At 71.5% G+C, this 21,419-nt stretch carries 13 protein-coding genes and 1 pseudogene; 4 read left to right on the forward strand and 10 right to left on the reverse strand.

Annotated elements, in window-relative coordinates; translation table 11 throughout:
* Positions 1-110: 110 nt before the first annotated feature.
* Positions 111-1,142 (reverse strand): lysylphosphatidylglycerol synthase transmembrane domain-containing protein, encoded by a 1,032-nt coding sequence (locus tag P2Q00_RS19070; protein ID WP_275773785.1) that lies wholly within the window; start codon positions 1,140-1,142, stop codon positions 111-113.
* Between the two features lie 242 nt (positions 1,143-1,384).
* On the opposite strand from P2Q00_RS19070, the gene nagZ reads away from it, so the two are divergent.
* Complete coding sequence (gene nagZ, locus P2Q00_RS19075; RefSeq protein ID WP_275773786.1) at positions 1,385-2,869, forward strand: beta-N-acetylhexosaminidase; 1,485 nt, start codon at positions 1,385-1,387, stop codon at positions 2,867-2,869.
* 46 nt (positions 2,870-2,915) lie between these two features.
* Here nagZ and P2Q00_RS19080 read toward each other — a convergent pair whose 3' ends face one another.
* On the reverse strand, positions 2,916-4,199 hold the full coding sequence (locus P2Q00_RS19080) for a glycoside hydrolase 5 family protein (RefSeq protein ID WP_275773787.1): 1,284 nt from the start codon (positions 4,197-4,199) through the stop codon (positions 2,916-2,918).
* An 8-nt stretch (positions 4,200-4,207) separates the two neighbouring features.
* Between P2Q00_RS19080 and P2Q00_RS19085 the strand changes: the two genes are divergently transcribed.
* Together P2Q00_RS19085 and P2Q00_RS19090 are read left to right on the forward strand one after the other, a co-directional pair.
* The gene (locus tag P2Q00_RS19085; protein WP_425579514.1) at positions 4,208-5,278 is read left to right on the forward strand and encodes an N-acetylglucosamine kinase; all 1,071 of its coding nucleotides are present in this window, start codon (positions 4,208-4,210) and stop codon (positions 5,276-5,278) included.
* On the forward strand, positions 5,275-7,491 hold the full coding sequence (locus P2Q00_RS19090; RefSeq protein WP_275773789.1) for a glycoside hydrolase family 3 N-terminal domain-containing protein: 2,217 nt from the start codon (positions 5,275-5,277) through the stop codon (positions 7,489-7,491). The genes P2Q00_RS19085 and P2Q00_RS19090 overlap by 4 nt, the downstream gene beginning before the upstream one ends.
* On the opposite strand, the gene P2Q00_RS19095 is transcribed toward P2Q00_RS19090, so the two are convergent.
* The 6 genes from P2Q00_RS19095 to P2Q00_RS19120 form a co-directional block, all read right to left on the reverse strand.
* A complete protein-coding gene (locus P2Q00_RS19095; protein ID WP_275773790.1) occupies positions 7,481-8,359 on the reverse strand; it encodes a carbohydrate ABC transporter permease in 879 nt (292 codons plus the stop codon). The genes P2Q00_RS19090 and P2Q00_RS19095 overlap by 11 nt on opposite strands.
* Positions 8,356-9,375 carry a carbohydrate ABC transporter permease gene (locus P2Q00_RS19100; protein ID WP_425579515.1) on the reverse strand — a complete coding sequence of 340 codons (1,020 nt, stop codon included), beginning with the start codon at positions 9,373-9,375 and terminating at the stop codon, positions 8,356-8,358. The genes P2Q00_RS19095 and P2Q00_RS19100 overlap by 4 nt, the downstream gene beginning before the upstream one ends.
* Positions 9,376-9,377: 2 nt before the next feature.
* Positions 9,378-10,748, reverse strand: a complete 1,371-nt coding sequence (locus P2Q00_RS19105; protein ID WP_275773791.1) for an extracellular solute-binding protein — start codon at positions 10,746-10,748, stop codon at positions 9,378-9,380.
* Between the two features lie 129 nt (positions 10,749-10,877).
* Positions 10,878-11,555, reverse strand: a complete 678-nt coding sequence (locus P2Q00_RS19110) for a peptidyl-prolyl cis-trans isomerase (protein ID WP_275773792.1) — start codon at positions 11,553-11,555, stop codon at positions 10,878-10,880.
* Entirely contained in the window at positions 11,552-15,769 is a 4,218-nt protein-coding gene (locus P2Q00_RS19115) for a glycoside hydrolase family 38 N-terminal domain-containing protein (RefSeq protein WP_275773793.1), read from the reverse strand. Before P2Q00_RS19115 ends, P2Q00_RS19110 begins: the two co-directional genes overlap by 4 nt.
* 110 nt (positions 15,770-15,879) lie before the next feature.
* Positions 15,880-16,764: a MurR/RpiR family transcriptional regulator gene (locus P2Q00_RS19120; protein ID WP_275773794.1), complete on the reverse strand. Its 885-nt coding sequence runs from the start codon at positions 16,762-16,764 to the stop codon at positions 15,880-15,882.
* Between the two features lie 182 nt (positions 16,765-16,946).
* Between P2Q00_RS19120 and P2Q00_RS19125 the strand changes: the two genes are divergently transcribed.
* Complete coding sequence (locus P2Q00_RS19125; protein WP_275773795.1) at positions 16,947-17,711, forward strand: sugar isomerase domain-containing protein; 765 nt, start codon at positions 16,947-16,949, stop codon at positions 17,709-17,711.
* 114 nt (positions 17,712-17,825) lie between these two features.
* Here the strand turns inward: P2Q00_RS19125 and P2Q00_RS19130 are convergent, their stop codons facing one another.
* Both P2Q00_RS19130 and P2Q00_RS19135 read right to left on the reverse strand, forming a co-directional pair.
* Entirely contained in the window at positions 17,826-18,890 is a 1,065-nt protein-coding gene (locus P2Q00_RS19130; protein ID WP_275773796.1) for a LacI family DNA-binding transcriptional regulator, read from the reverse strand.
* Positions 18,891-19,006: 116 nt separating this feature from the next.
* Positions 19,007-21,378, reverse strand: a pseudogene (locus P2Q00_RS19135) (beta-galactosidase).
* Positions 21,379-21,419 lie beyond the last annotated feature (41 nt).

Raw genomic sequence — 21,419 nt, forward strand, 5'->3', positions numbered from 1 at the left:
GGGTCGGCTGGATATGTGCCTGACAGGAGCGTCCGCGCTGTCACCCCGTACGTTTGACCAGTCGGACATCCGCATGTCACATGCAGAACGGCCGAAGCCCGACGGTGCCTTCACAGCACCTTCCGCTGCACCAGCGCCGACAGCACCAGTGCGCCCGGCAGCAGAGGCAGCCAGACCGTCAGGACCCGGTAGCCGATGACGGCGGTCGCCGACAGGTCCACGGGCGCTCCGAGCGCGACCATCGCGAACACGACGGCCGCATCCACGGGGCCGATGCCGCCCGGCGCGGGCACGGCACCCATCGCCGTACTCGCGGCCAGGAACGCGAACGCGACCTGTACCCAGGACAACGACAGGCCGAGCGCCGCCCCGACCGCGAAGATCACGCTCGACTGGATCAGCGGGGCAACGGCCGCCCCGCCCCACAGGGCGAGGATCCTCGCCGGCCGGGTGTGCAGCAGTCGTACGTCGGTGAGGGCGCAGCGCAGGGCGTCGAGGAGAGGGCGCCGCAGCGGCCGTACGGTCGTCACGAGCAGGGCCGTGCCGGCGAGGGCGAGCGTCACGGCTCCGGCGATCAGGAGCGAGGTCCGCCGGTCCGGCACGAGTTCGCCGGTCAGCAGCAGGTCGGGGAAGGCCACCAGGAAGACGAGCAGCACCAGAGTCTTCGCGATCGGCTTGACCGCCGAATACAGGGCGAGTGAGGCGGTGGCCCGGGCCAGGGGTATGCCGCGGCCCTGCAGGAAGCGCAGGGTGACGGCATGGGCGCCGATGCTCGCCGGGAGTACGTGGTTGGCGTAGCCGGCGGCGAACTGCGAGGCGATCAGCAGCCCAGCCGGAAGCCGCTCCGGCAGCGCGCCCTGCCGGATGCAGGGGGCGGACAGCCAGCCCAGGCAGCTGAAGAACAGCGCTAGCAGCAGCCACCAGGGGTCGGCCGAACCCAGCCGGGCGGTGCCGTCGTACACGGTCCGCCAGTCGACCGCCGCCCAGGCGCCGATCAGGAGCAGGGGGAGCAGGGCCAGGGCGCGGCGGAGGCGGACGAGGGTGGTGGGGGTGGCGGGGGAAGCGGGGGAGACGGGGGAAGCCGGCGCGGGAACAGGGGAGCGGAGGGCTTCAGGGGCGTCGTCGAGCGGGAGCAGGGACACGGCGCACGTCGTCCTTCCACGTCACGCCCGGGCGGCGGGGAGCGGTGCGCGGGCAGACGGATACGGGGCGAGCCAGGAGGGGACGGCGGAACCGTTCCCGCCTGGCGTGACGGCGTGGTGTCCGGGAGCCGACGGGGTGCGGGCGGGCGGGCGACGGCTGCCTGGTCGACGGCTGCCTGGTGATGAATCATTCATCCAGTGAAGTGTTGACTTTCGGATGAATTAGCCAGAACAATCCAGGAGTGACCTTCGAGCACTTGTCCGTGGGCCCGGCCCTGTCCTCCGTCTCCTCCGACCTGGACGAGGCGGTCCACCGCTGTCTCGTCGCGGGCTTCGAGGGCACGACGGCCTTCCCCGACACCCTCAAGCGGCTCATCGACCGCGGCCTGGGCGGCGTCATCCTGTTCACCCGGAACGTGCGGGACGCGGAGCAGGTCCGGGAGCTCACCGACGCACTGCGGGCGATCCGCCCCGACCTGCTGGTGGCCATCGACAACGAGGGCGGCGGCATCGGCCACCTGGTCGGCGCGGGCGCCCCCGAGGTCCCCGGCTCCTACGCCCTCGGAGTCGCCGACGACCCGAACCTCACCGCCCGCTGCGCCGACGCCCTCGCCGGCCACCTGGCCACCCTCGGCATCACCGCCTCGTACGCCCCCGTCGCCGACCTCCAGCGCCGGCCGGACAACCCGATCGTGCGCACCCGCTCCTTCGGCGCCGACCCCGAGCTCGCCGCCCGCCATCTGCACGCCTGGATCACCGCCACCGAGGCCCGCTCCATCGCCTCCTGCGCCAAGCACTTCCCCGGCCACGGCGGCACCGAGACCGACAGCCACCACGACCTCGCCGTCGACCCGCGGCCGTACGACGAACTCCGCGCCGACCTCGAACCGTTCCGCGCGGCCGTCGCCGCGGGCGTGCCGATGCTGATGAGCGCGCACGTCGTCTACCCGGCGCTGGACGCCAACCGCCCCGCCACCCTCAGCCGCCGCATCCTGGGCGACCTGCTCCGCCACGAAATCGGCTTCGACGGCGTCCTGGTCAGCGACGCCCTGGAGATGAAGGCCATCGCCGACCGCTACGGCGAGGCGGCCGGCGCCCGCATAGCCCTCGCGGCGGGCGCGGACCAGGTCATCGTCGCCGTACCGGACCTGGAGGTCACGCTGGCCTGCCGGGACGAGGTGCTCGACGCGGTGGACTCCGGGCGGCTGTCCGAGGAGCGGGTGTGGGAGGCGGCCGGGCGGGTCCGGCGGCTCGCGGGGCGGTATGCGACCCCCGCCGGGGTGGTGGCCGCCTGGGACGCCGGGGCCGGGCTGGAGGCGGCGCGGCGTGCCGTGCGCAGCGGGGTCCTGCCGGGTGCCGTACGCGGGGCCCATGTCGTCGACCTGTTCCCGCCGCCGCATCCCGCCCTCAACTGGGGCGGTGAGGACCTGCTGACCGAACTGCGGTCCGTCGACCCCTCGGCGAGCGGTACGGCGGTGAGCGGGGAGCCGGCGGAGCCGGCTGCTCTTGTCGATGGGATCCTGCGGATGGCCGCCGGCTCGCCGTTGGTTGTGGCCACTTGCGATGCCGGGCTGTATGCCTGGCAGGCGCGGTTCCGGGATGCCTTGTTGGCCCGGCGGCCGGATGCGGTGCGGGTGGATACCGGGCTGCCGGAGGGTGGGGACTTGTGTTCCTATGGCCGGGGGAGGGTCAATTTGCGGGCTGTGGCGGAGATTTTGGGTCGGTGAATCGGCTGCGGGTTTGTGGGGGCTTGTCGCGCAGTTCCCCGCGCCCCTAAAGGCGTACGGTCTGCATGATTCCCCGCGCAGCCAAGTACCCACTGTCGTCTGTCCGTTCCGCCAGTACCACCGCCGGGCGCTCGCCCTGCTTGCGCCGCCGCATCCACTCCTCGAAGTACTCGCCGCCTGGGCCGGATACGGAACGGGTCGACGGCGTGCAGTCCAACACCAAGGCGGTGTCGCGCGGTTGGGGGGAGGTGGGCTTCGCGCGCAGCTCGGCGACCGTTTCCGCCAGGGCCTCGGCGATCGGCTTGGCGCGGCCCGTCGCGTCGAACAGGCCCAAGGTGTACTCCAGTTCCGGGTAGTCGGCCAGGGAGCGGGCCACGTCGTGGGAGCACCACCAGGTCATGCCCCAAAGGCCTGTGCAGTCGGCCGCGTTGAGGATGGTGGCGCGGGCGAAGTGCGGGGCTTCGGGCGCCGGGATGTGTGGCTCGGGGGCGCCTGTCTCCTGGACCCAGACCGGACGGGACGGATCGTCGGCGTATGCCTTCGCCAGTTCCGTGCCGTACTCGGCGAGGTGCTGCACCTCGAAGGAGGCGGGGCCGTAGCGGCGGGCGCAGTCGGCGGAGAACACCCATGGGTGGACGGTCGTCACGTCGCCCTTGCGGGCCGAGGCCTCCGGCGTGAACGGGTGGTCGTCGCCGTACCAGGCGGCGTCGTAGGCGGAGTGCGTGGCCAGCTGGTTGGGGCGCAGGCCCTCGCGGGCGGCCGTCAGCAGCGTGTCGAGGTAGTGGTCGACCTCGGCCGCCGTCACCGGGTTGTGCTCGACCAGGTTGTTGAGCTCGTTGCCGAGCTGCAGGCCGATGAGGTTCGGGCGGTCGGCGAGGGCGCGGCCGAGCGTGCGCAGCAGCTCCGCCTGCGCCTCGACGGCCTCCGGGTCGGTGAAGACGTTGCGGTGGTGCCAGCTGCGGGTCCACTCCGGGTAGAAGTCGAAGCTGGACAGATGGCCCTGCACGCCGTCCACCATGACGTCGAGGCCGGCCTCGGCCGCCAGGTCGACGAGCTGCACCAGCTGGTCCACGGCGGCGGTGCGGATGAGGGTGCGGTTGGGCTGGAGCAGGGGCCAGAGGTGGAAGACCCGGATGTGGTCCAGGCCGAGACCGGCTATCTGGGCGAGGTCCTCGCGGGCGTGCTGCGGGTCGAAGTCGTGCCAGGCGTGGAACCAGCCGCGGCGGGGCGTGTAGTTGACGCCGAAGCGGAGCGTGGGAATGGGATCCTCCTCGGGTCGCCGACCCTCGTGGGCCGGGGGCTTGTCCTCGCTGAATGTATCAACCACCATGGTCGGTAATGAATAGTGATTTGAACCAAGCTTCCGGTGGATCGGCGGCCGGTCCGGGTCCGGAGCTGGTGGTCGGCCTCGATGCCGGCGGCACCCGTACCCGGGCCGTCCTCGCCACCGCCGCGGACGGCCGCCTCCTCGGCGAGGGCGCCGCCGGTCCCGGCAATGCGCTCACCGTCCCGCTGCCCCAGCTCACCGACCACCTCGCCGAGGCCGTCGCCGGGGCGGTGCCGGAGGCTGCGCGGAGGCATGTCGTCGCCGTGGGCGGCGGTTTCGCCGGCGCCACGGGCGCCGACGAGGACGACCCCGGCCGCCTCAACGCCCTGACCGCGCTCACCGCCGCCCTGCGCCGACTGGGCATCGGCGCCGACTCGATCGCCGTCGGCAGTGACATCGAGGCCGCGTTCGCCTCCGCCCCCGGCGCCCCGGCGGACGGTCTCGCCCTGGTGGCCGGCACCGGCGCCGTCGCCATGCGCATCACCGACCGCCGCTGTAGGGCCACCGTCGACGGCGACGGCTGGCTCCTCGGCGACGACGGCAGCGGCTTCTGGATCGGGCGGGAGGCCGTACGGGCCGCGTTGCGCATGGCCGACGGGAGAGGCGGGGCGACGGTGCTGGTGGAGGCGGTGGGGCAGGCGTTGGGGTTGCCGCAGGAGGTGTTGCCGGGCCTCGGTTCCCGGACCTCCGAGGTGTCGTACGAAAGCCCCGGCGCCCCCGAGTGGTCCCGCACCGACCGCGAGGCCTACCGCATGCACCTGCTCCCCGTCGTCATGGCCGAACCGCCGACCCGGCTCGCCCGGTTCGCCCCGCTCGTGGCCGAGGCGGCCCGTGACAAGGACCCCGTGGCGCAGGCGATCCTCGACGAAGCGGTGGACCAACTCGCCCACACCGTTGCGGCGTTGGACCCCCGCCCGGGCGAACGCATCGTGGCCACCGGAGGCCTGCTCGGCCCCGACGGCCCCCTGACCGCAGGCCTGGCGCCCCGCCTCCGGACGCTCGGCCTGACCCTGGACTGGGTGGCGGACGGCTGCCGGGGCGCCGTGGCCCTCGCCCGACTCGAATCCGGACGCCGACTGTGACGACCTACCGCGACCCCGCCGCCCCCCTCGACGCCCGCGTCCGCGACCTCCTCTCCCGTATGACCCTCCGGGAGAAGGCCGGCCAGCTCAACCAGCGGATGTACGGCTGGGACGCCTACCGCCGCACCCCCGACGGCGGCTACGAACTCACCGACGCCCTGTACGCCGAGACCGACCGCTTCGGGGGACTCGGCGCCCTCTACGGGCTGATGCGCGCCGACGCCTGGTCCGGCGTCGACCACACCAACGGGCCCGGCGCCCACGACAGTGCAGCCCTCGCCGAGCTGGTGCAACGCCATGTCATACGAAGCAGCCGGCTCGGCATCCCCGCGCTGTTCGTCGAGGAGGTGCCGCACGGCCACATGGCCCTGGGCGGCACGGTCCTCCCCGTCAATCTGGCCGTCGGCGCCACCTGGGACCCCGAGCTGTACGAGCGCGCCGCCGCGCACGCCGCCGCCGAACTGCGCGCCCGTGGCGGCCACTTGGCCCTGGTCTCGGCCCTCGACATCGTCCGTGACCCCCGCTGGGGCCGCACCGAGGAGTGCTTCGGCGAGGACCCGTACCTCGCCGCCCGTCTGACGGAGGCACTCGTGCGCGGTATGCAGGGGGAACCCGCCGAGTTCTTCGCCGCCGACAAGGCTCCCGTAGTCCTCAAGCACTTCGCCGGGCAGGGCGCCACCGTCGGCGGCCGCAACTCCGCCGAGTCCGAACTCGGGCTCCGTGAACTCCACGAGATCCATCTGCTCGCCGCCCGCGCGGGCGTCCGCGCCCGGGCCGCCGCCGTCATGGCCGCGTACAACGAGGTCGACGGCATGCCCTGCTCGGGCAACAGGCCCCTGCTCACCGGGCTGTTGCGGGAGCACTGGGGCTTCGGCGGGCTCGTCATGGCCGACGGTCTCGCCGTGGACCGCCTGGCCCGGATCACCGGCGACAAGGCCTCCGCGGGTGCCCTCGCCCTCAACTCCGGGGTGGATCTGAGCCTTTGGGACGAGGGCTTCACGCACTTGGAGGCCGCTGTGGAGCGTGGGCTCGTCGAGGAGTCCGTCCTCGACGCCGCCGTCGCCCGTGTCCTGCGCCTCAAATTCCGGCTCGGTCTGTTCGAACGGCCCTACGGCGGGGGCGAGTTGCCCTCGCCCGAGCAAGGCCGCACCCTGAGCACCGACCTTGCCCGGGCCTCGGTCACCCTCCTCCGCAACAGCGACCGCACCCTCCCCATCGCGCCGACTGTCTCCCGTATCGCCGTCCTCGGACCCCAATCCGCCACCGCCGCCCATCAGTTGGGCGACTACACCGCCCCTCAGCGCCCCGGCACCGGCACCGGCGTGCTCGACGGGCTGCGCAAACTCGCCCCGCCCGGCACCGACATCCGGCACGCCCGCGGCTGCGCCCTCACCGGCGACGATCTGTCCGGCATCCCCGAGGCGATCGCCGCGGCCGCCGCCTCCGACCTCGCCGTGCTCGTGCTGGGCGGCAGCAGCGCCCGTACGCCCGGGACGGACTTCGCCGCCAACGGGGCCGCGCTGTCGGCGGTTTCCGAGATGACCTGCGGTGAGGGCGTCGATCTCGCCGGGCTGCGGCTGGGCGCGGCCCAGTACGTGCTGCTGGACGCCGTCGTCGCGACCGGCACGCCGACCGTGGTCGTGCTGCTGCAGGGACGCCCGCATGTCGTACCCGACACGGCCGCGGCCGTGCTCACCGCCTGGTACCCGGGCCCATGGGGCGGCGACGCCATCGCCGAGGTGCTCCTCGGGCACGCCGAACCCTCCGGCCGGCTCCCCGTCTCCGTCCCCCGCTCGGCGGCCCAACTCCCCGTCCACTACAACCACAAGGACACCGAGTACGGCGGCTACGTGGACGAGAGCGCCGAGCCGCTGCACTCCTTCGGGCACGGGCTGTCGTACACGGGCTTCGCGTACGGCCCGCCGAGCACGGACGGGCACAGCGTCACGGTCGACGTCACCAACACCGGTGAGCGGCAGGGGCGTACGGTCGTGCAGGTCTATCTGCGGCGGCTGATCACGCCCACATGGCCGCGCACCCTCGAACTGTTTGCGTTCGAGGGTGTCGACCTGGTGCCCGGCGAGTGCCGTTCGGTCACCTTGCCGCTCGACAGGGACCGACTCGCCGGGACCAGGACCGTGGAGATCCGGGTCGCCGAGTCCGCGCGGGCCGCGCTCACCGCCGTACCCGCCGTGCTGGATCTCAGAGTTTGACGGCTCCCGAGGAGACGCCCTTGTAGAACCAGCGCTGGGTGATCACGAACAGCACCAGCACCGGGATGACGGAGATCACCGAACCGGCCATCACCACCCGCTGGTCGTAGCCGAACGACGAGCTCTGCAGCCGGGACAGGCCCAGCGTCAGCGTCATATGGCTCTCCGAGCGGAGCACGATCAGCGGCCAGAGGAAGTCGTCCCAGGCGCTGATGAAGGTGTTGATGGTGACCACCATGATCGCGCCCCAGGCGGAGGGCAGATACAGATAGCGGAAGCGCTGCCACTCGCCCGCTCCGTCGAGCATCGCCGAGTCCTCGATCTCGCGCGGGACGGCCAGGAACGCGCCGCGCATCAGCAGGACGTTGATGGCGCCGACGAAGCCGGGCAGCCACACGCCCGCCAGGTTGTCGACCAGGCCCAGGTCGCGGATGCTCAGGAACAGCGACACCATGATCGACTCGAAGGGGAACATCATGGAGGCGACCAGCACCACCCAGACCGCCTTGCGGCCCTTCCAGCCGGGCTTGGAGAGCATGTAACCGGCCATGGTGGAGAAGACGAGCTGGCTGGCTATCGACAGGATCACGACGATCGCGCTGTTGCGGATGTACGTGGCCACCGGGACCTGGTCGAAGACCTGTCGGTAGGCCCGCAGCGTCGGGTGATGGGGCAGGAGCGAGGCGTTCGCGCCGAAGACGTCCTCGCTCGTGCTCTTCAGCGAGGCCAGGAGCTGCCAGACCAGCGGGCCGACCGTGATGCCCAGCACGAAGAGCAACAGCAGGTAGCGGACGACGAGTTCACGGGGGCGGCCGTAGTCGCGCCAGCGCGGCAGCAGGCGCCGGGGCCTGTCCACTGCGGTCGTCATGCCTCGTCCTCCTTCGTCAGGCGCTGCGCCAGCAGGGTCAGGCCGAGGGTCAGTGCGAACAGCGCGACGCTGACGGCCGAGCCGTAACCGGCGTTGCCGGTGAGCGGGTCCAGGCCGACGTCCCGGATGTAGAAGGGCAGGGTGCGGTCGGCGCCGCCGGGGCCGCCGGTGGAGCTGCCCAGCATGTAGATCTCGGTGAAGACGCGCAGCGAGCCGATGCCGGTGAGCGTGCCGACCAGCATCATGGCCTGCCGTACGCCCGGCATGGTGATGTGCCAGAAACGGCGGACCGCGCCGGCGCCGTCCATCTGCGCCGCCTCGTGCAGTTCCTTGGGCACGTTCCCCAGCGCGGCCAGGTAGAAGATCATGTACCAGCCGAGGCCCTTCCACAGCGTCAGGCCCATCGCTGAGAACAGGATCAGCCAGGAGTCGGACAGGAAGGGGACGGCCGACTTGATCAAGTGGGCTTTCTGCAGCCAGGTGTTGACCAGTCCGTCGTCCGCCAGCAGCCACTGCCAGCTCAGGCCGACGACCACGCTGGAGGCGAGGACGGGGGTGTAGAAGGCGGAGCGGAAGAAGCCGATGCCGGGGAGGTTCTTCTCCACCAGGACGGCCAGCATCAGCGGCAGCAGCACCATCAGGGGTACGACGATCACCGCGTAGAGGAGGCTGTTGCGGGTCGCCAGCCAGAAGTCCGAATCGCCCAGCATCCGGGTGTAGTTGTCCAGACCGACGAAGCTCGCGGCGCCGCCGAGCGGCCTGGCGTTCGTGAACGACAGCAGGACTGTGTTGAGGAACGGGAACACGCCGAAGACCACCGCGCAGACGATCGCGGGGGCGGTCCACAGCCAGGGCAGCCACCAACGGCGGTACAGCGCCGCCCCGTTGGCGCCCGGAGCGGGGCCGGGCAGCAGCGCCCGGGTGATGCGGCGGATACGGGACGGGGCCGGGCCCGGCACGGAGGCGGTGCGCTCCGTACCGGGCACGGACACCGGCTTCGCGGTCTCGGTCGCCACGCTCAGCCCGCCTGCTTCAGCAGCTCGTTGGCCTTGGACTGGGCGTCCTTGACGGCCTGTGCCGGGCTCTTCTTGCCCTGCATGGCGAGCTGCACCTGCGCCACGAGCGCGTTCTGCACGGCCGGGGAGAGATTCGTCTGGTAGGCGGTGGCGGTCTTCAGCTGCTCGGCGACGAGCTTGCGGGCCTGGGAGAAGGGGTCGCTGCCGGTGACCTTCTGGAAGAACGGGTCGTTCAGCGAGGCCGTGGTCGTCGGGAAGATGACGACGTTGGGGTCCTTGCACCAGGCCGTCTGGTTCTCGGCGTTGGTGAGGTACTCGCCGAACGCCAGCGCCACCGGCGCATGCTTGCTGGTCGCGGCGACCGAGATGTACTGCGGGGCGGCCGTGGTGTGACCGAGCGCGTCGAAGGGCTGCTGGCCGACGGCCGTCTTGTCGTAGACCGACGGGCTGTTCTGCTTCACGAACCGCACGAAGCTCGGGTTCGTCGAGCCGTAGGCGACCTTGCCCTGGCTGTACAGCGTGGAGGGGTCGTTGCTGGAGGACAGCGAGTCCTTCGGCATCGCGCCCTCCTTGTACAGCTTCGCCATCCACGCCACCCACTGGGTAGTCCTCGGATCATTGGCGAAGACCGCGGACTTGCCGTCGGCGGAGAGCGTCTTGATGTTCATCTGGTCGAAGTCCGCCGGGATCCGCCAGACCGGATTGGCCATCGTCGCGTAGTACTTGCCCTTGGCCGCCTTGGCGATCTTCTCGTAGTCGGCGAACAGCCCGAACATGGTCGTCGGCGGCTTCGCCGGGTCGACCCCGGCCTTCTCCAGCAGGTCCTTGTTGTACGTCAGCAGGACGCCGCCGGTGTACCAGGGGAGCGTGGTGTGGATCGCCGAGCCCGAGGCGTCCTTGAAGGTGCTGGACTTCCAGAACGCCGGGACGAAGGGCTTGGCTACGTCCGGGTCCTTGGTACTCAGGTTGAGCAGGTAGCCGGCCTTGGTGAGGGCGGTGGCCGTCTCGGCGTTGAGGTTGAGCACGTCGGGCAGGGTGCAGGCCTGGGCGTCGGCGACCGTGCGCTGGGTGAACGTGTTGTCGCCCGGATCGTCGATCCACTTGACCTCGGCGCCGGGGTGGGCCTTCTCGAAGGACTTGATCACGCCGTTGAAGAAGTCCCCGAAGTCTTTCTTCAAGTTGGTCGTCTGGAAGGTGATCTGGCCCTTGACGTCACCCGTCAGCTTCCCGGAGCCGACGTTGCCCTTGTCCACCTTGCAGCCCCCGGCGGTCGAGTCACCGCCGGAGGAACCGCCGGACAGGCCGCAGCCGGCCGCCGTGAGCGTCAGGGCGATGATTCCCGCCACGGATGCGGTCAGTCTTCCAGCGCGCATGTCCACCCTCCAGGGATCAGCCGAGTGGCTGGTTCAATCAACCAACTTCGACTCCGATTGATGAAAAGGTGGACCAGAATTCATCGGAGGTCAATGGGTTGCCGTGTTGCGTTTAGGTTCCGCCCGTGATCAGTGGCGGTGTTCGTGGTCCGGGTGGGAGGGGTCGCCGGGGTGCTCGTGGCCGGCCGCGTACACCACTCCGGCGCGTGCCTGGTCGAACCAGTCGAAGAAGGCGCGGCGGCCTGCGGCCTGCGTGAGCTCGCGCGCGATGCGTTCGCGGGCCTGCTCGTACGGCAGGAAGTCCGCGTGTGCCGTCCGGCTGAAGGGGTCCACTCCGCGCCGTAGTGCGTCCGGGGTGAGGTAGCGGTCACGGTTGCGGTCGTAGTAGTCCCGTACAGCGGCCTCGGGGACGTCCTGCTGCTGCTCCAGCTCGGCGAGCAGGGCCCGCGCGGCCGGGGAGTGGGCCAGTGCCGCGGCGACGATGCTGCCCATGTCTGCGACGTCGGTGCCTGCGACTTCCAGTACCTGGGTCGGGGACACCTCTTCCGGTGGTGCCAGGCCCCGCTCTTCGCAGGCTCGGCGGGCGAGTTCGTCGGCGACGACCACTTGGGTGGCCCAGCGGCGCCGTTGGCGCTGTACGCGGGCCGATAGTGCCTCGTTGTGTCCGTTGGCGAGTGCGGCGCCTTCGTGGCTGGTCGCGCAGTTCCCCGCGCCCCTTTGGGGCGCTGCCGGGACCGTATCCATGAAAGCGGCCACCCGGTCCTTCGGGACAGGCTTGCCTCCTACTACGGCCGCGTGTTCCGTCATGGTGTCACCTCCAGCACTACTGCTTCCGTGTAGGCGACCCGGCCGTGCCAGGCGAGCTTTGCCATCAGCCAGTACGAGCCGGGCTCGATTGCGCTGCCGTCCACGTCGACGAAGACGTCCAGGTGTTCCCCGGGGGCGACGGTGAAGCCCTGGCAGGCCGGGTCGACGCCTCCCCAGGTGTGCCAGGAGGACACGGTCCACAGGGTGCCGTTGACCGGGCCGAGGGTGCTGTTGTGCAGTCGTACCGGGACGCGGGATCGTTCGCCCCTGCGTACGCTGATCTGCTCAACTCCCAGAGCGGCGGAGAGAGTTGGTGCTGCGTGGCGCTCGCCCGGAACGTCGAGCGCCACGACATCCTCGTACGTCTGCTCCTCGTAGGACAGACGGGCGGTCAGCCAGTGCCGACCGGGTGGGGCCTGATCGGGTGGCGTCACTGTGACCTCGGAGAGCGTGAAGCCGCCCGGGCCCAGTGCGTACGGCACTTCGGCGGGCTCGGCCCGCCAGCCGGGCGGGACGCCGATGGCCACGGTGCCGGAGACGGGCGCGTCGGTCAGTTCCGAGGCGATGCGGACCGTCGCGGTGACCGGGCCGTCGGAGGCGGTGAGTACGGTCGGTGAGACGTAGGCGGTCACCGGCATGTTGCCGCGGGGTGCCGGGCCGGAGTTGTGCAGCCAGTAGCGGGTGGGGATCGGTTGCGCGGGCTCGTGGGCGGCTACTCCGGGGGTGTACGGCGGTCGGGTGCTCTCGGGCGGAGTGGCGAGGAGCGTTGCCACCTCGAAGCCGGTCAGGGCGACGGCCAGCGCCCCCTGTCCGTCGGGTGCCAGCGCTTCTCCGGGCGTCTCCAGGACGTCCGCCCGGGTGCCCCGCAGCCACTCCTTCGGCCCGCGTATTCGGGCCCGCACCGGACGTCCGTTCACCTCGTGCATCCGTACGGCGACCCCGCGCCCGGGGTCGGTCGGCGCCACGCTTCCGCGGGCGAGTGGCGACCCCGCGGGCTTGAGGGCGTCGAGCAGGACCTCGCCCGCGGGCTCCAGGGTGAGCAGGGCCAACTCCCGTGGCAGGGAGGGGGGTTCCGCGTGGCCGCGTATTCGCCCGGTGAGGGGGTGGTTGAACTCATGGCCGACGCGTGGGAGTTGCTGCTCCCGCCAGTCTCCCTCGCCGCCGACCACCGCGTACTCGAAGGTGTGGGACCAGCGTTGGAGTTGGAACGCCGAGCCGTCGGGGGCCGTGCGGCGGGGCGGGTCGACCCAGATGCCGGACGGCCAGCCCGTGCAGGAGCGCATCAGCGACATGTAGAGGTCGCCGGAGGAGGTGACGACACAGCCCGGGGTGCCCCGGTTGAGGACGGCGAAGCCGCGCCCGTCCCAGGCGTCGCCGGGCGGCAGCGCCTCGCCGCCGCCCGCCGCCGTGGCCGTGACGGTCGCGTCGTCCAGGTCGGCGATCAGCGCGTCGACCGCCTTCGCATCGCCCTCGGCGTCGGCGCCCGCGACCACCAGCAGCGGCAGTCGTTCGAGGTCGCGCAGATCGGCTCCGGGCACCCACTCCTCGCGGAGCGAGGCACGCGGCGCGACCCAGACCGCCGCCACATCGCCCTCGGTGAGCTGCCGCTGCAGTTCGCGTCCGGCGGCCGGGTCCCAGCCGAGCGCCTCGGCGACGACGGAGTTGCGGTCCGGGCCGCCGACGGCGATGCGGATGTCGGGGAGGTTGGAGTCGACCTCCAGGTCGCCGTAGCGCGGACCGCCGGCGATGGTGGAGGTGGCCGTGACCCCGGTGCGGACGAGGGCGGCGGCGAGCGGGGTGCCCAGCTCACCGGCCTCGTCCCAGGAGGCGTAGACGAGTTCGGCGACCCCGATGGACCGCTGCCCGATCAACTCCCCTGTGTCGTCCCGCAGTTCGACCCGGGCCGTCGAGCCCAGCCCGAACCAGGTGTTGGCCGGGTTGTCCAGCGTCCACGGGAACTGCTCGCTGTCCACGTCGACGAACCCGAACCCGCGCCCGATCACCGCGTCCGCCACCTCGTGCACCGGCAGCCCGCCCTGCACGTCGGAGGGCCAGCGCACGCGGATCAGCCGGTCCGCGCCGTCGTAGCCGTCGATGGTGGTGGTCACGTCCAGACGGTCGACGCCCGTCCAGAGGGTCAGCCGCTGGGTGTACGTGAACAGGCCGAGGTCGCCGCGGACGGTGAGCCGGGACCCCGCCGGAGAATGTGTCACTTCCACGGAAGCTGTCACACTTCCGCCGCGTGCCACCGTGGTGCCCGTCGGCGTGAGATGCCAGGGCCCCTCGCCGAAACGCGGGTGCCTCGGGTACTCCTCCTGCACGACGAGCTCATTGCCGATGTCCCCGGCGCGCAGCAGCTCCCGGCCGCCCCCGCCGAGGGCGCGCAGGCTGCTGACGCCGCCGCCGCGCGAAGGGTCGACCGTCACCTCGTAGAACTCGTTGCGGATCGTCATGCCCTCGCCGGGTTCCCATTCGGGGACCGGGCCCTCGCCGAGCGGGAGCGCCTTGAGGCCCATGCCCGGCAACTCGCGCACGACGACGTGGAGTTGGCTGTTCTCGCGGACGGCGGGGAGGCCGAGGGGCACCAGACCCGGGTCGTCGACCGTCAGTACATCCGTCCGCTCCCAGGTCGCCGGGTTGAAGACGACCAGGTCGGCGCCGTCGCCCGGGGTGACCTGGTCGGCCAGGGCCTGGGTCGCGTCGGCGTGCACGGTCTCGGCCAGGTCGTACAGCTCGCGCCAGCCCGTCATCAGGTCGATGTAGACCTGATCGGACTCGGAGCCCGTGATGGCGTCGTGGTGGGCGCCGTAGATCAGCTGCCGCCAGGCCTTGTCGAGCGCCGCGTCGGGATACGGATGCCCGGTGACCAGCGAGGCGAGCGTCGCCCAGGCCTCCGCGTCGGCGAGCAGTGTCTCGCCGTAGCGCTGGGCCTGCTTGGTGTCGATGTAGGAGACGTCCTTGCCGGTGTAGACGGGGTTCATGTCCCGTGTCTGCGGGGAGGCCTTGCGGCCCTCGGCGTCGAGCTGGGCGCGTACGGCGGCGAAGAAGTCGCGGGGGATGCCGCTGATGAACCGCGGCCAGACGTACCGCTCGTTCCAGTCGCGGTGGATGGCCATCACCCAGCGGCACGGCGGCGCGTAGTCCCCGCCCACCGGAAGCAGCACATTGCGCGTGAGCGCGACCTTCTTGAGGCCCTTGAACAGCCTGAACGCGGCCGCCTCCGCCTCCGGGAGGGTGGGCGCGTTGTCGATCGCCCAGCCGGCGCCGTAGTGATTGACCATGTAGGCCGTCAGCAGCCCGCGCCCCGACGGGGCGATCCAGCTGAACTCGGCCGGAAACTGCATGCGCCCGGGATCGCGAGGCTCCTCGCCGAAGACCGACAGAGTGGGTCCCCACTGGTGGAACGGCCCGCGCGCCCACGAGCTGGAGCTGATCCCCGCGTCCGCCATCAGCCCCGGGAACTGCGGATCGTGCCCGAAGGCATCCAGCTGCCAGGCCGTCTCCGGCGACGAGCCCATGATCCCGCGCTGGAACCCGTCGCCGTACAGAGCGTTGCGTACGGTGGCCTCGGCGCCGGTGAGGTTGGTGTTGGGCTCGTTGTAGGTGCCGCCCATGATCTCGACGCGACCGGTGCGGATCAGCTCCCGCAGGAAGGCGCGCTCCTCGGGGAAGGCGTCCCAGTACGGCTTGAGGTAGTCGACCTCCGCCAGCACGAAGGTGTACGCCGGGTCCCGGCGGGCCAGGTCGCAGTGGGCGCGGACCAGGCTCATCCCGGACTGGCCGCGCGAGTCGAAGGTGCGGGCGGGCAGACCGGTGGAGGCAGGGTCGTCGGCGACGTCCCAGGTCTCGGTGTAGGCGGCCTGGGTGTTCCACCACACGGGGTCGTAGTGGAAGTGGCTGACCATGAACATGGTCCAGCCGGGCTCGGCGGCCGTGAAGGGGATGGTGAGCCGGGAAGCTTCGCCGTCGTCGGTCGCGGTGACGGTGACCTCGCACTGCTCGCCCGGGGTCAGCTCGCTCGTCACGGATATCTCGGCGCGCACCGTGCCGTCCTCGCCCGCGGTGGCCGACGCCTCTCCGGTGACGCCCGGGCCCTCGACGGTGAGACGGACCGTCCGGCCCGGGACGTGCCGGATCTCGGCGGCCACGACCTGTCGCGGATGCTCGGCGGTCCCGGCGAAGAGCTCGGTCGACTCGGCAGAGGTGACGCGCATGGGTCTCCTACGAGGATGCTCGGGGGAGACCCATCCTGACATCGGCAGGATGATTCAAACAACCATCTTCACGTTTCCTCGGTGGTTCATCCATGCAACCGAGGTCCGGTTCACCTCGTCCGGCGCGACTTCACCGCGTGTTGCGGGGCGATGTGGTCGGTCAGTGCAAGGGAGGCGCTGGCGCGCTGGTAGGAGAGCTGGCCGACCCGGACGTAGAGGCAGTCCACGATCATCAGGACGGAGTGGCGGCCGCCGATGCTGCCGGTGCGGAAGCTGGTCTCCGAGGTGGCCGAGATCAGCCGGATGTCGGCGGCCCTGGCGAGCGGCGAACGCGGGTCGGTGGTGATGGCGACGGTGGTGGCACCGCGTTCTTTGGCCATCTCGAACGGTTCGAGCGTCTCGCGGGTGGCGCCGGAGTGGGAGATGCCGATGGCCACGTCGGCCGGGGTGAGCAGGGCCGCCGAGGTGGCCGCCCCGTGCACCTCGGTCCAGCCGCGCACCGAGCAGCCGATGCGGAACAGCCGGGTCTCGGTCTCCTGGGCGACCGTGCCGCTGCCGCCGACGCCGTACACATCGATCCGCCGGGCCTTGGCCAGGGCCTGGGCCGCGCGCTCCACCGAGTCGAGGTCGATACGGTCGATGGTCTGCTGGATCGCACGCAGGTCCGCGCTGCCGACGACCTGGACGACCCGCTCCAGGCTGTCGTCCGGCGAGATGTCCGGCCCGATCTCGGCGGAACCCCAGTCGGAGACCTCGCCGCGGCCGCGCTCCTGGGCCAGCTCGATCAGCAGATGCTGGTAGGAGTCGAGCCCGATGGCCCGGCAGAAGCGGGTCACCGTCGCCTGCGAGGTGCCGGTGCGGCGGCCCAGTTCGGCGGCCGAGCAATGCGTGACGGCGGCCGGATCCTCCAGGATCAGCTCGCCGACCTTGCGAAGGGATCCGGCCAGCCGGGGAAGCTCGGTGCGGATCAGCGTGGTGACATCCGTCGAGGGCATGAGGAGAAGGTATCAGCCACCCTTCGGGGTGCGGATTGAATACCAGGACCACTGAGGCGGGCACTGAAGCGGACGCTGAAGCGAGCGATGTCCGGTCATTGCTCGCTGCATGGGCCATGTGATTTATTGATTCACCTGTGGAGTCGTGTGGGGTGGTTCAATCCACCAGTGGGGAGTGTCGCGTGTCCGTCGAGTCTGTGAGCGCCGAGGGCTTCGCGCGGGAGAGCCTGGCCGTCCTGGCGACCATCACCGAGTCCGCACGCGAAGAAGTGGCGGGCGCCGCCGGACTGATCGCCGACTGCGTCCGCTCGGACGGCGTGATCCAGGCGTTCGGCACCGGGCACTCCCAGGCGATGGTCCTCGAAGTCGCGGGCCGCGCGGGCGGGCTGGTCCCCACCAACCGGCTCCAGATCGCCGACCTCGTCCTGTACGGCGGCGACGACCCGAGCGTGCTCGACGATCCGCTCCTGGAGCGCGAGCCCGGTGTGGCCGAACGGCTCTACCGCCTCGCGGAACCGAGCCCCCAGGACCTCTTCGTGATCATCTCCAACTCCGGCGTCAACAACGTGATCGTCGAGATGGCGCTGCACGCCAAGGAGCGGGGCCACCGGGTTCTGGCCATTACCTCGCTCACTCATACCCGGGCCGTCCCTGCGGGGCATCCGAGCGGGAAGAAGCTTGTCGACATCGCGGATGTGGTTCTCGACAATCGCGCTCCGCGGGGGGATGCGGTGCTGGAGCTTCCCGGGGGCGGTTGTGTCGGTGCGGTCTCCACGCTCACGGGCGTTCTGCTCGTCCAGATGGCGGTCGCCGAGGCGTCCAGGCTGCTCCTCGATTCGGGCGAGCGCCCGCCTGTCTACGTATCGGCCAACGTGCCGGGTGGGTTCGAGGGCAACTTGGAGCTGGAGAAGCGGTACGCCGGGAGGATTCGGCGTACCGCCAGTTGAGTGCTCCGATGAGAGGGTTGTGATCGATCTGCGGGACGGTGGGGGCTGGTCGCGCAGTTCCCCGCGCCCCTGGGGGGGGCTGGTGGCACCGCCAGTGGGTAAGCACCCGTGGCGTCAGTTCGGCGCCGGGCCGCTGCTGCGGCGGACCACGAGTTCCACCGGGACCAGCGGCTCCACCGGCACCGGCTCGGTGCGGCCCTCCACGCGGTTCAGCAGAAGCCGTAGCGAGCGGGTGCCGATCTCGGTGAAGTCGGTGCGGACCGTGGTCAGCGGCGGCAGCAGATGGGCCGCCTCGGGGATGTCGTCGTAGCCGACGACGCTCACCTCGTCCGGCACCGAGCGGCCGGTCTCGTGGAGGGCGTGCAGCAGGCCCAGTGCCATCTGGTCGTTGGACGCGAACACCGCCGTGACGTCCGGGCGGCGGGCGAGGAGGCGGCCGAGCTCGTAGCCCGAGTCGGCGCTCCAGTCGCCGAAGAGGGGTTCCGGAACGTCGGCGCCCGCCGCGGCCAGCGTTTCCCGCCAGCTCGCCAGCCGGTGGTCGGCGGAGGTCCAGCCGGCCGGGCCCGCGATGTGCCACACGGTGCGGTGGCCGAGGTCCAGCAGATGCTCGGTGGCCTTGCGGGCTCCGGTCCGCGAGTCGGCGGTGACGACGGACGCGCCGCCCGCGACGTCGTTCTCAAGGACCACCAGCGGTGTGTCGAGGCGGGCGTCCGCGAGCGCCCGGCCGACCCGGCGCTGCGGGGCGATCGCGATCACGCCGTCGGCGCCCTCGGCCGACAGCCGGTCCACCGCCCGTACGACCGTGTCCTGGTCGGCAGTGTCCAGGGCGATGGAGCTCACCAGGTAACCGGCGTCCTGGGCGGCGGTGTTGATCGCCGTGAGGACGGAGGCGGGGCCGTAGCGAGCGGCGTCGAACGAGATCACGCCGAGCATCCGGGTCCGGCCGCTGGCCAGCGACCGCGCGCTGCGGCTCGGGCGGTACCCGAGCGACCGCATGGCCTCCAGGACCGCCTCCCGCGTCTCGGGTCGTACGGAAGGGTGGTCGTTGAGCACCCGCGAGACGGTCTGCTTGGAGACCCCGGCCAGCCGGGCCACATCGTCCATCACGGGCCGCGCCCCGGCGAAGTTCCGTCGGCGACGCCCCTTGGGAGCGGAGTCGTCGGCGGGGCTGGGGGGCATGGCGGCTGTTTCCTCGGAGGTCGTGCTCGGCAGGTCGTTCCCGGCGGCGGGCGGGGCCCACAGCATAGGCCGGGGCCCCGCCCGCCGAGTGCTTCAGAGCCTGCGAACAAAGGCTCTCAGCCTTCCCGGATCGCCCACGTGCGTACGGCGACCCACTCGGCCCCCAGGACAGCAGCAGTCCCGGCGGCCTCGCGGGCCCGACCGGGCAGGTACACCGGAGCGTCGGCGGCGAGCGGCAGCACGCTCAGCCGCAGCGGACCGGGCGGCAGCCGGTCGAGGCCGATGTCCCAGACCCGACCCGAGTAGAACTGGTCGGCGACGAGCGTGTCCGCCACGTACGCGCGGGCCACGTCCCCGGTCCAGCGGACCCGCAGGATCGTGCCGGCCGGGAGGTCCGACGGTACGTCGACGCGGTACTCGGCCGCCACGGTGTCGAAGTACTTGTCCGCGGGCGCGCTCGCCCGGTCCAGTACGCCCGTCACGGTCGCGGGGGCCGCACCGGCGGGGCGCACGAGTGCGACGGACACGGCAGGCGCGTGGATGTTCTCGCCGGGCTCGATCGTGCAGCGCGTGAACACCCCGTCGGCCGTCTCCCGTACGGCCGCCAGGTCGCCAACCACCGGCGCACGCACGGGAGTTGGGAACACCGCGAACGACGGCCGCTCGGCCTGGCTGTGCACCCGCACCTCGCCGTCGCCCTCGTCGAACACCACCCCGTCCGCACACAGCACCAGCCGCTCGGCCCCCCACGCCTCGCCCCGGTAGAGGGTCCGCGCGGTCGCCGAGTCCAGGACCAGCAGCCCGACCCGTCCGCCGTCTCCACCTCGACCAGCGCATCGGTGCCGGGGCGCAGCCCGGTGACCAGCACACGGCCGTCGACGCGGGAGACCTCCCCGGAAGGTGCCGCGACCGCTGTCAACGTGCCTGCGTCCAGGGCGAGTTCGGGCGCGATCCCGTCCGTCGCGGCCAGGACCAGAACCGTACGGCCGTCCGCGTCGACCGTGCAGACCGGCTGTGCGGTGGCCCACTCCAGGCGCAGGCCCGCGATGTCGAGGTGCAGCGGCCAGCAGAAGTAGGCGCCCGTCGGCACGGTCACCGGAGTGCTCGGGAGGGTCAACGCCCCTTCGGAATACGGGAGTTCGACGGTGAAGGATGTCCCGGGACGGTCCGGCAGCGGCTCGTGCGGCTGGTGGTTGTTGACGAAGAGGAAGCCCGAGGCGCCGTCGCTGCGCACGGCCCAGCGCAGGGTGTCCCGGTCGTCCTGCCTGTCCGGCCGCCGCTCGGGCAGCACGGACTCCATGGGGGCGATCAGATGGCCGTACTCCGCCAACAGCAGGTGCTGCAGCCGGAGTTCGTGGTACGAGGGCCGGTACTGGCCGTGCTCGCCCAGCGGTGCCTGGAAGTCGTAGGTCAGGACGGGGAGGTCGTTGGGGTAGCCGGTGGCGTGGGATTCCTGGAGGGTGGTCAGCTCGCCGGCCGGGTTGGTGCCGCCGTGGAACATGTAGTAGCCCTGCCAGACCGAGCCGCAGCCGATCTTCGTGAGGCCGAGCGCTCCGATGTCTGCGGCCGCCACGCGCGGCCGCCGATGGTAGGCGACCGCCATGCCGCCGCCCAGCTCGCAGGTGGCCCAGGGGAATCGGTCCGCGAAGGCGTCCGGGGCGCCGCCCCGGACGGTGGTCGGCCGCAGATCGGCGCCGATGCCCTCGTCGTCGCGCTGGTGGGTGAAGAAGAAGTGCTTGCGGCAGGTGTCGGGCCAGCCGCCGTCCGCCTCGGTCCAGAAGGTCTCGGTGTAGCCGCCGTAGAGGGGGAGCAGTTCGTCGGGCGGGAGCCGGACTCCGCCCCAGGCCGTCGATGTCCAGAGCGGGGCGCTCAGCCCGGCCTCCTGCGCCATGCGCTTCAGCGTGAGGAGGTGGCCGGGCTGGTCGTAGAGCTCGTTCTCGATCTGGACGGCGACGATCGGGCCGCCGTGGGCCCGGTCGAGGCCCTGGAGCTGGTCGGCGACGGCCGTGAACCAGGTGCGGACCGGTTCCAGGTAGGCGGGGTCGTCGGTGCGGGGTGTGCAGTCGCGGGACAGGAGCCAGTCGGGGAGGCCGCCGTTCCTGACCTCCGCGTGCGACCAGGGGCCGATGCGCGGGATGAAGTCCAGGCCGTGGCGGGCGCACAGCTCGGCGAAACGGCGCAGGTCGCGGTCGCCGTCGAAGCGGATGCGGCCCTCGGCCTCCTCGTGGTGGATCCAGATGACGTAGCTCGCGACCGCCGTCACCCCGGCCGCCTTCATCTTCAGCAGCTCCTCCGACCATGCGTCGGCCGGGTGGCGGGAGTAGTGGAACTCGCCGGAGACCGGGAACCAGGGGCGGCCGCCGCGGGTCAGCCAGCGGCTGGTCACCTCGATCGGGTCGGGGACGCCGGGCGCGTCCGCGAAGGGCAGATGGCCGGTCAGCGGGGGTGCGGAGGGGGCGGGGACGCGCAGGTGGTGCGGTCGGGTCATCGGGGCTTCTCCGGGCGGCCGAGGGATGATGATGTTACCGG

The sequence above is a fragment of the Streptomyces coacervatus genome (assembly GCF_029223485.1).
GTDB lineage: Bacteria > Actinomycetota > Actinomycetes > Streptomycetales > Streptomycetaceae > Streptomyces > Streptomyces coacervatus.

What these genes read in the sequence shown, in the direction of transcription:
- P2Q00_RS19080 (WP_275773787.1), bottom strand. Translation starts at nt 4,199, where the DNA reads ATGGTGGTTGATACATTCAGCGAGGACAAGCCCCCGGCCCACGAGGGT.
- P2Q00_RS19085 (WP_425579514.1), top strand. Translation starts at nt 4,208, where the DNA reads ATGAATAGTGATTTGAACCAAGCTTCCGGTGGATCGGCGGCCGGTCCG.
- P2Q00_RS19095 (WP_275773790.1), bottom strand. Translation starts at nt 8,359, where the DNA reads ATGACGACCGCAGTGGACAGGCCCCGGCGCCTGCTGCCGCGCTGGCGC.
- P2Q00_RS19105 (WP_275773791.1), bottom strand. Translation starts at nt 10,748, where the DNA reads ATGCGCGCTGGAAGACTGACCGCATCCGTGGCGGGAATCATCGCCCTG.
- P2Q00_RS19110 (WP_275773792.1), bottom strand. Translation starts at nt 11,555, where the DNA reads ATGACGGAACACGCGGCCGTAGTAGGAGGCAAGCCTGTCCCGAAGGAC.
- P2Q00_RS19115 (WP_275773793.1), bottom strand. Translation starts at nt 15,769, where the DNA reads ATGCGCGTCACCTCTGCCGAGTCGACCGAGCTCTTCGCCGGGACCGCC.
- P2Q00_RS19120 (WP_275773794.1), bottom strand. Translation starts at nt 16,764, where the DNA reads ATGCCCTCGACGGATGTCACCACGCTGATCCGCACCGAGCTTCCCCGG.
- P2Q00_RS19130 (WP_275773796.1), bottom strand. Translation starts at nt 18,890, where the DNA reads ATGCCCCCCAGCCCCGCCGACGACTCCGCTCCCAAGGGGCGTCGCCGA.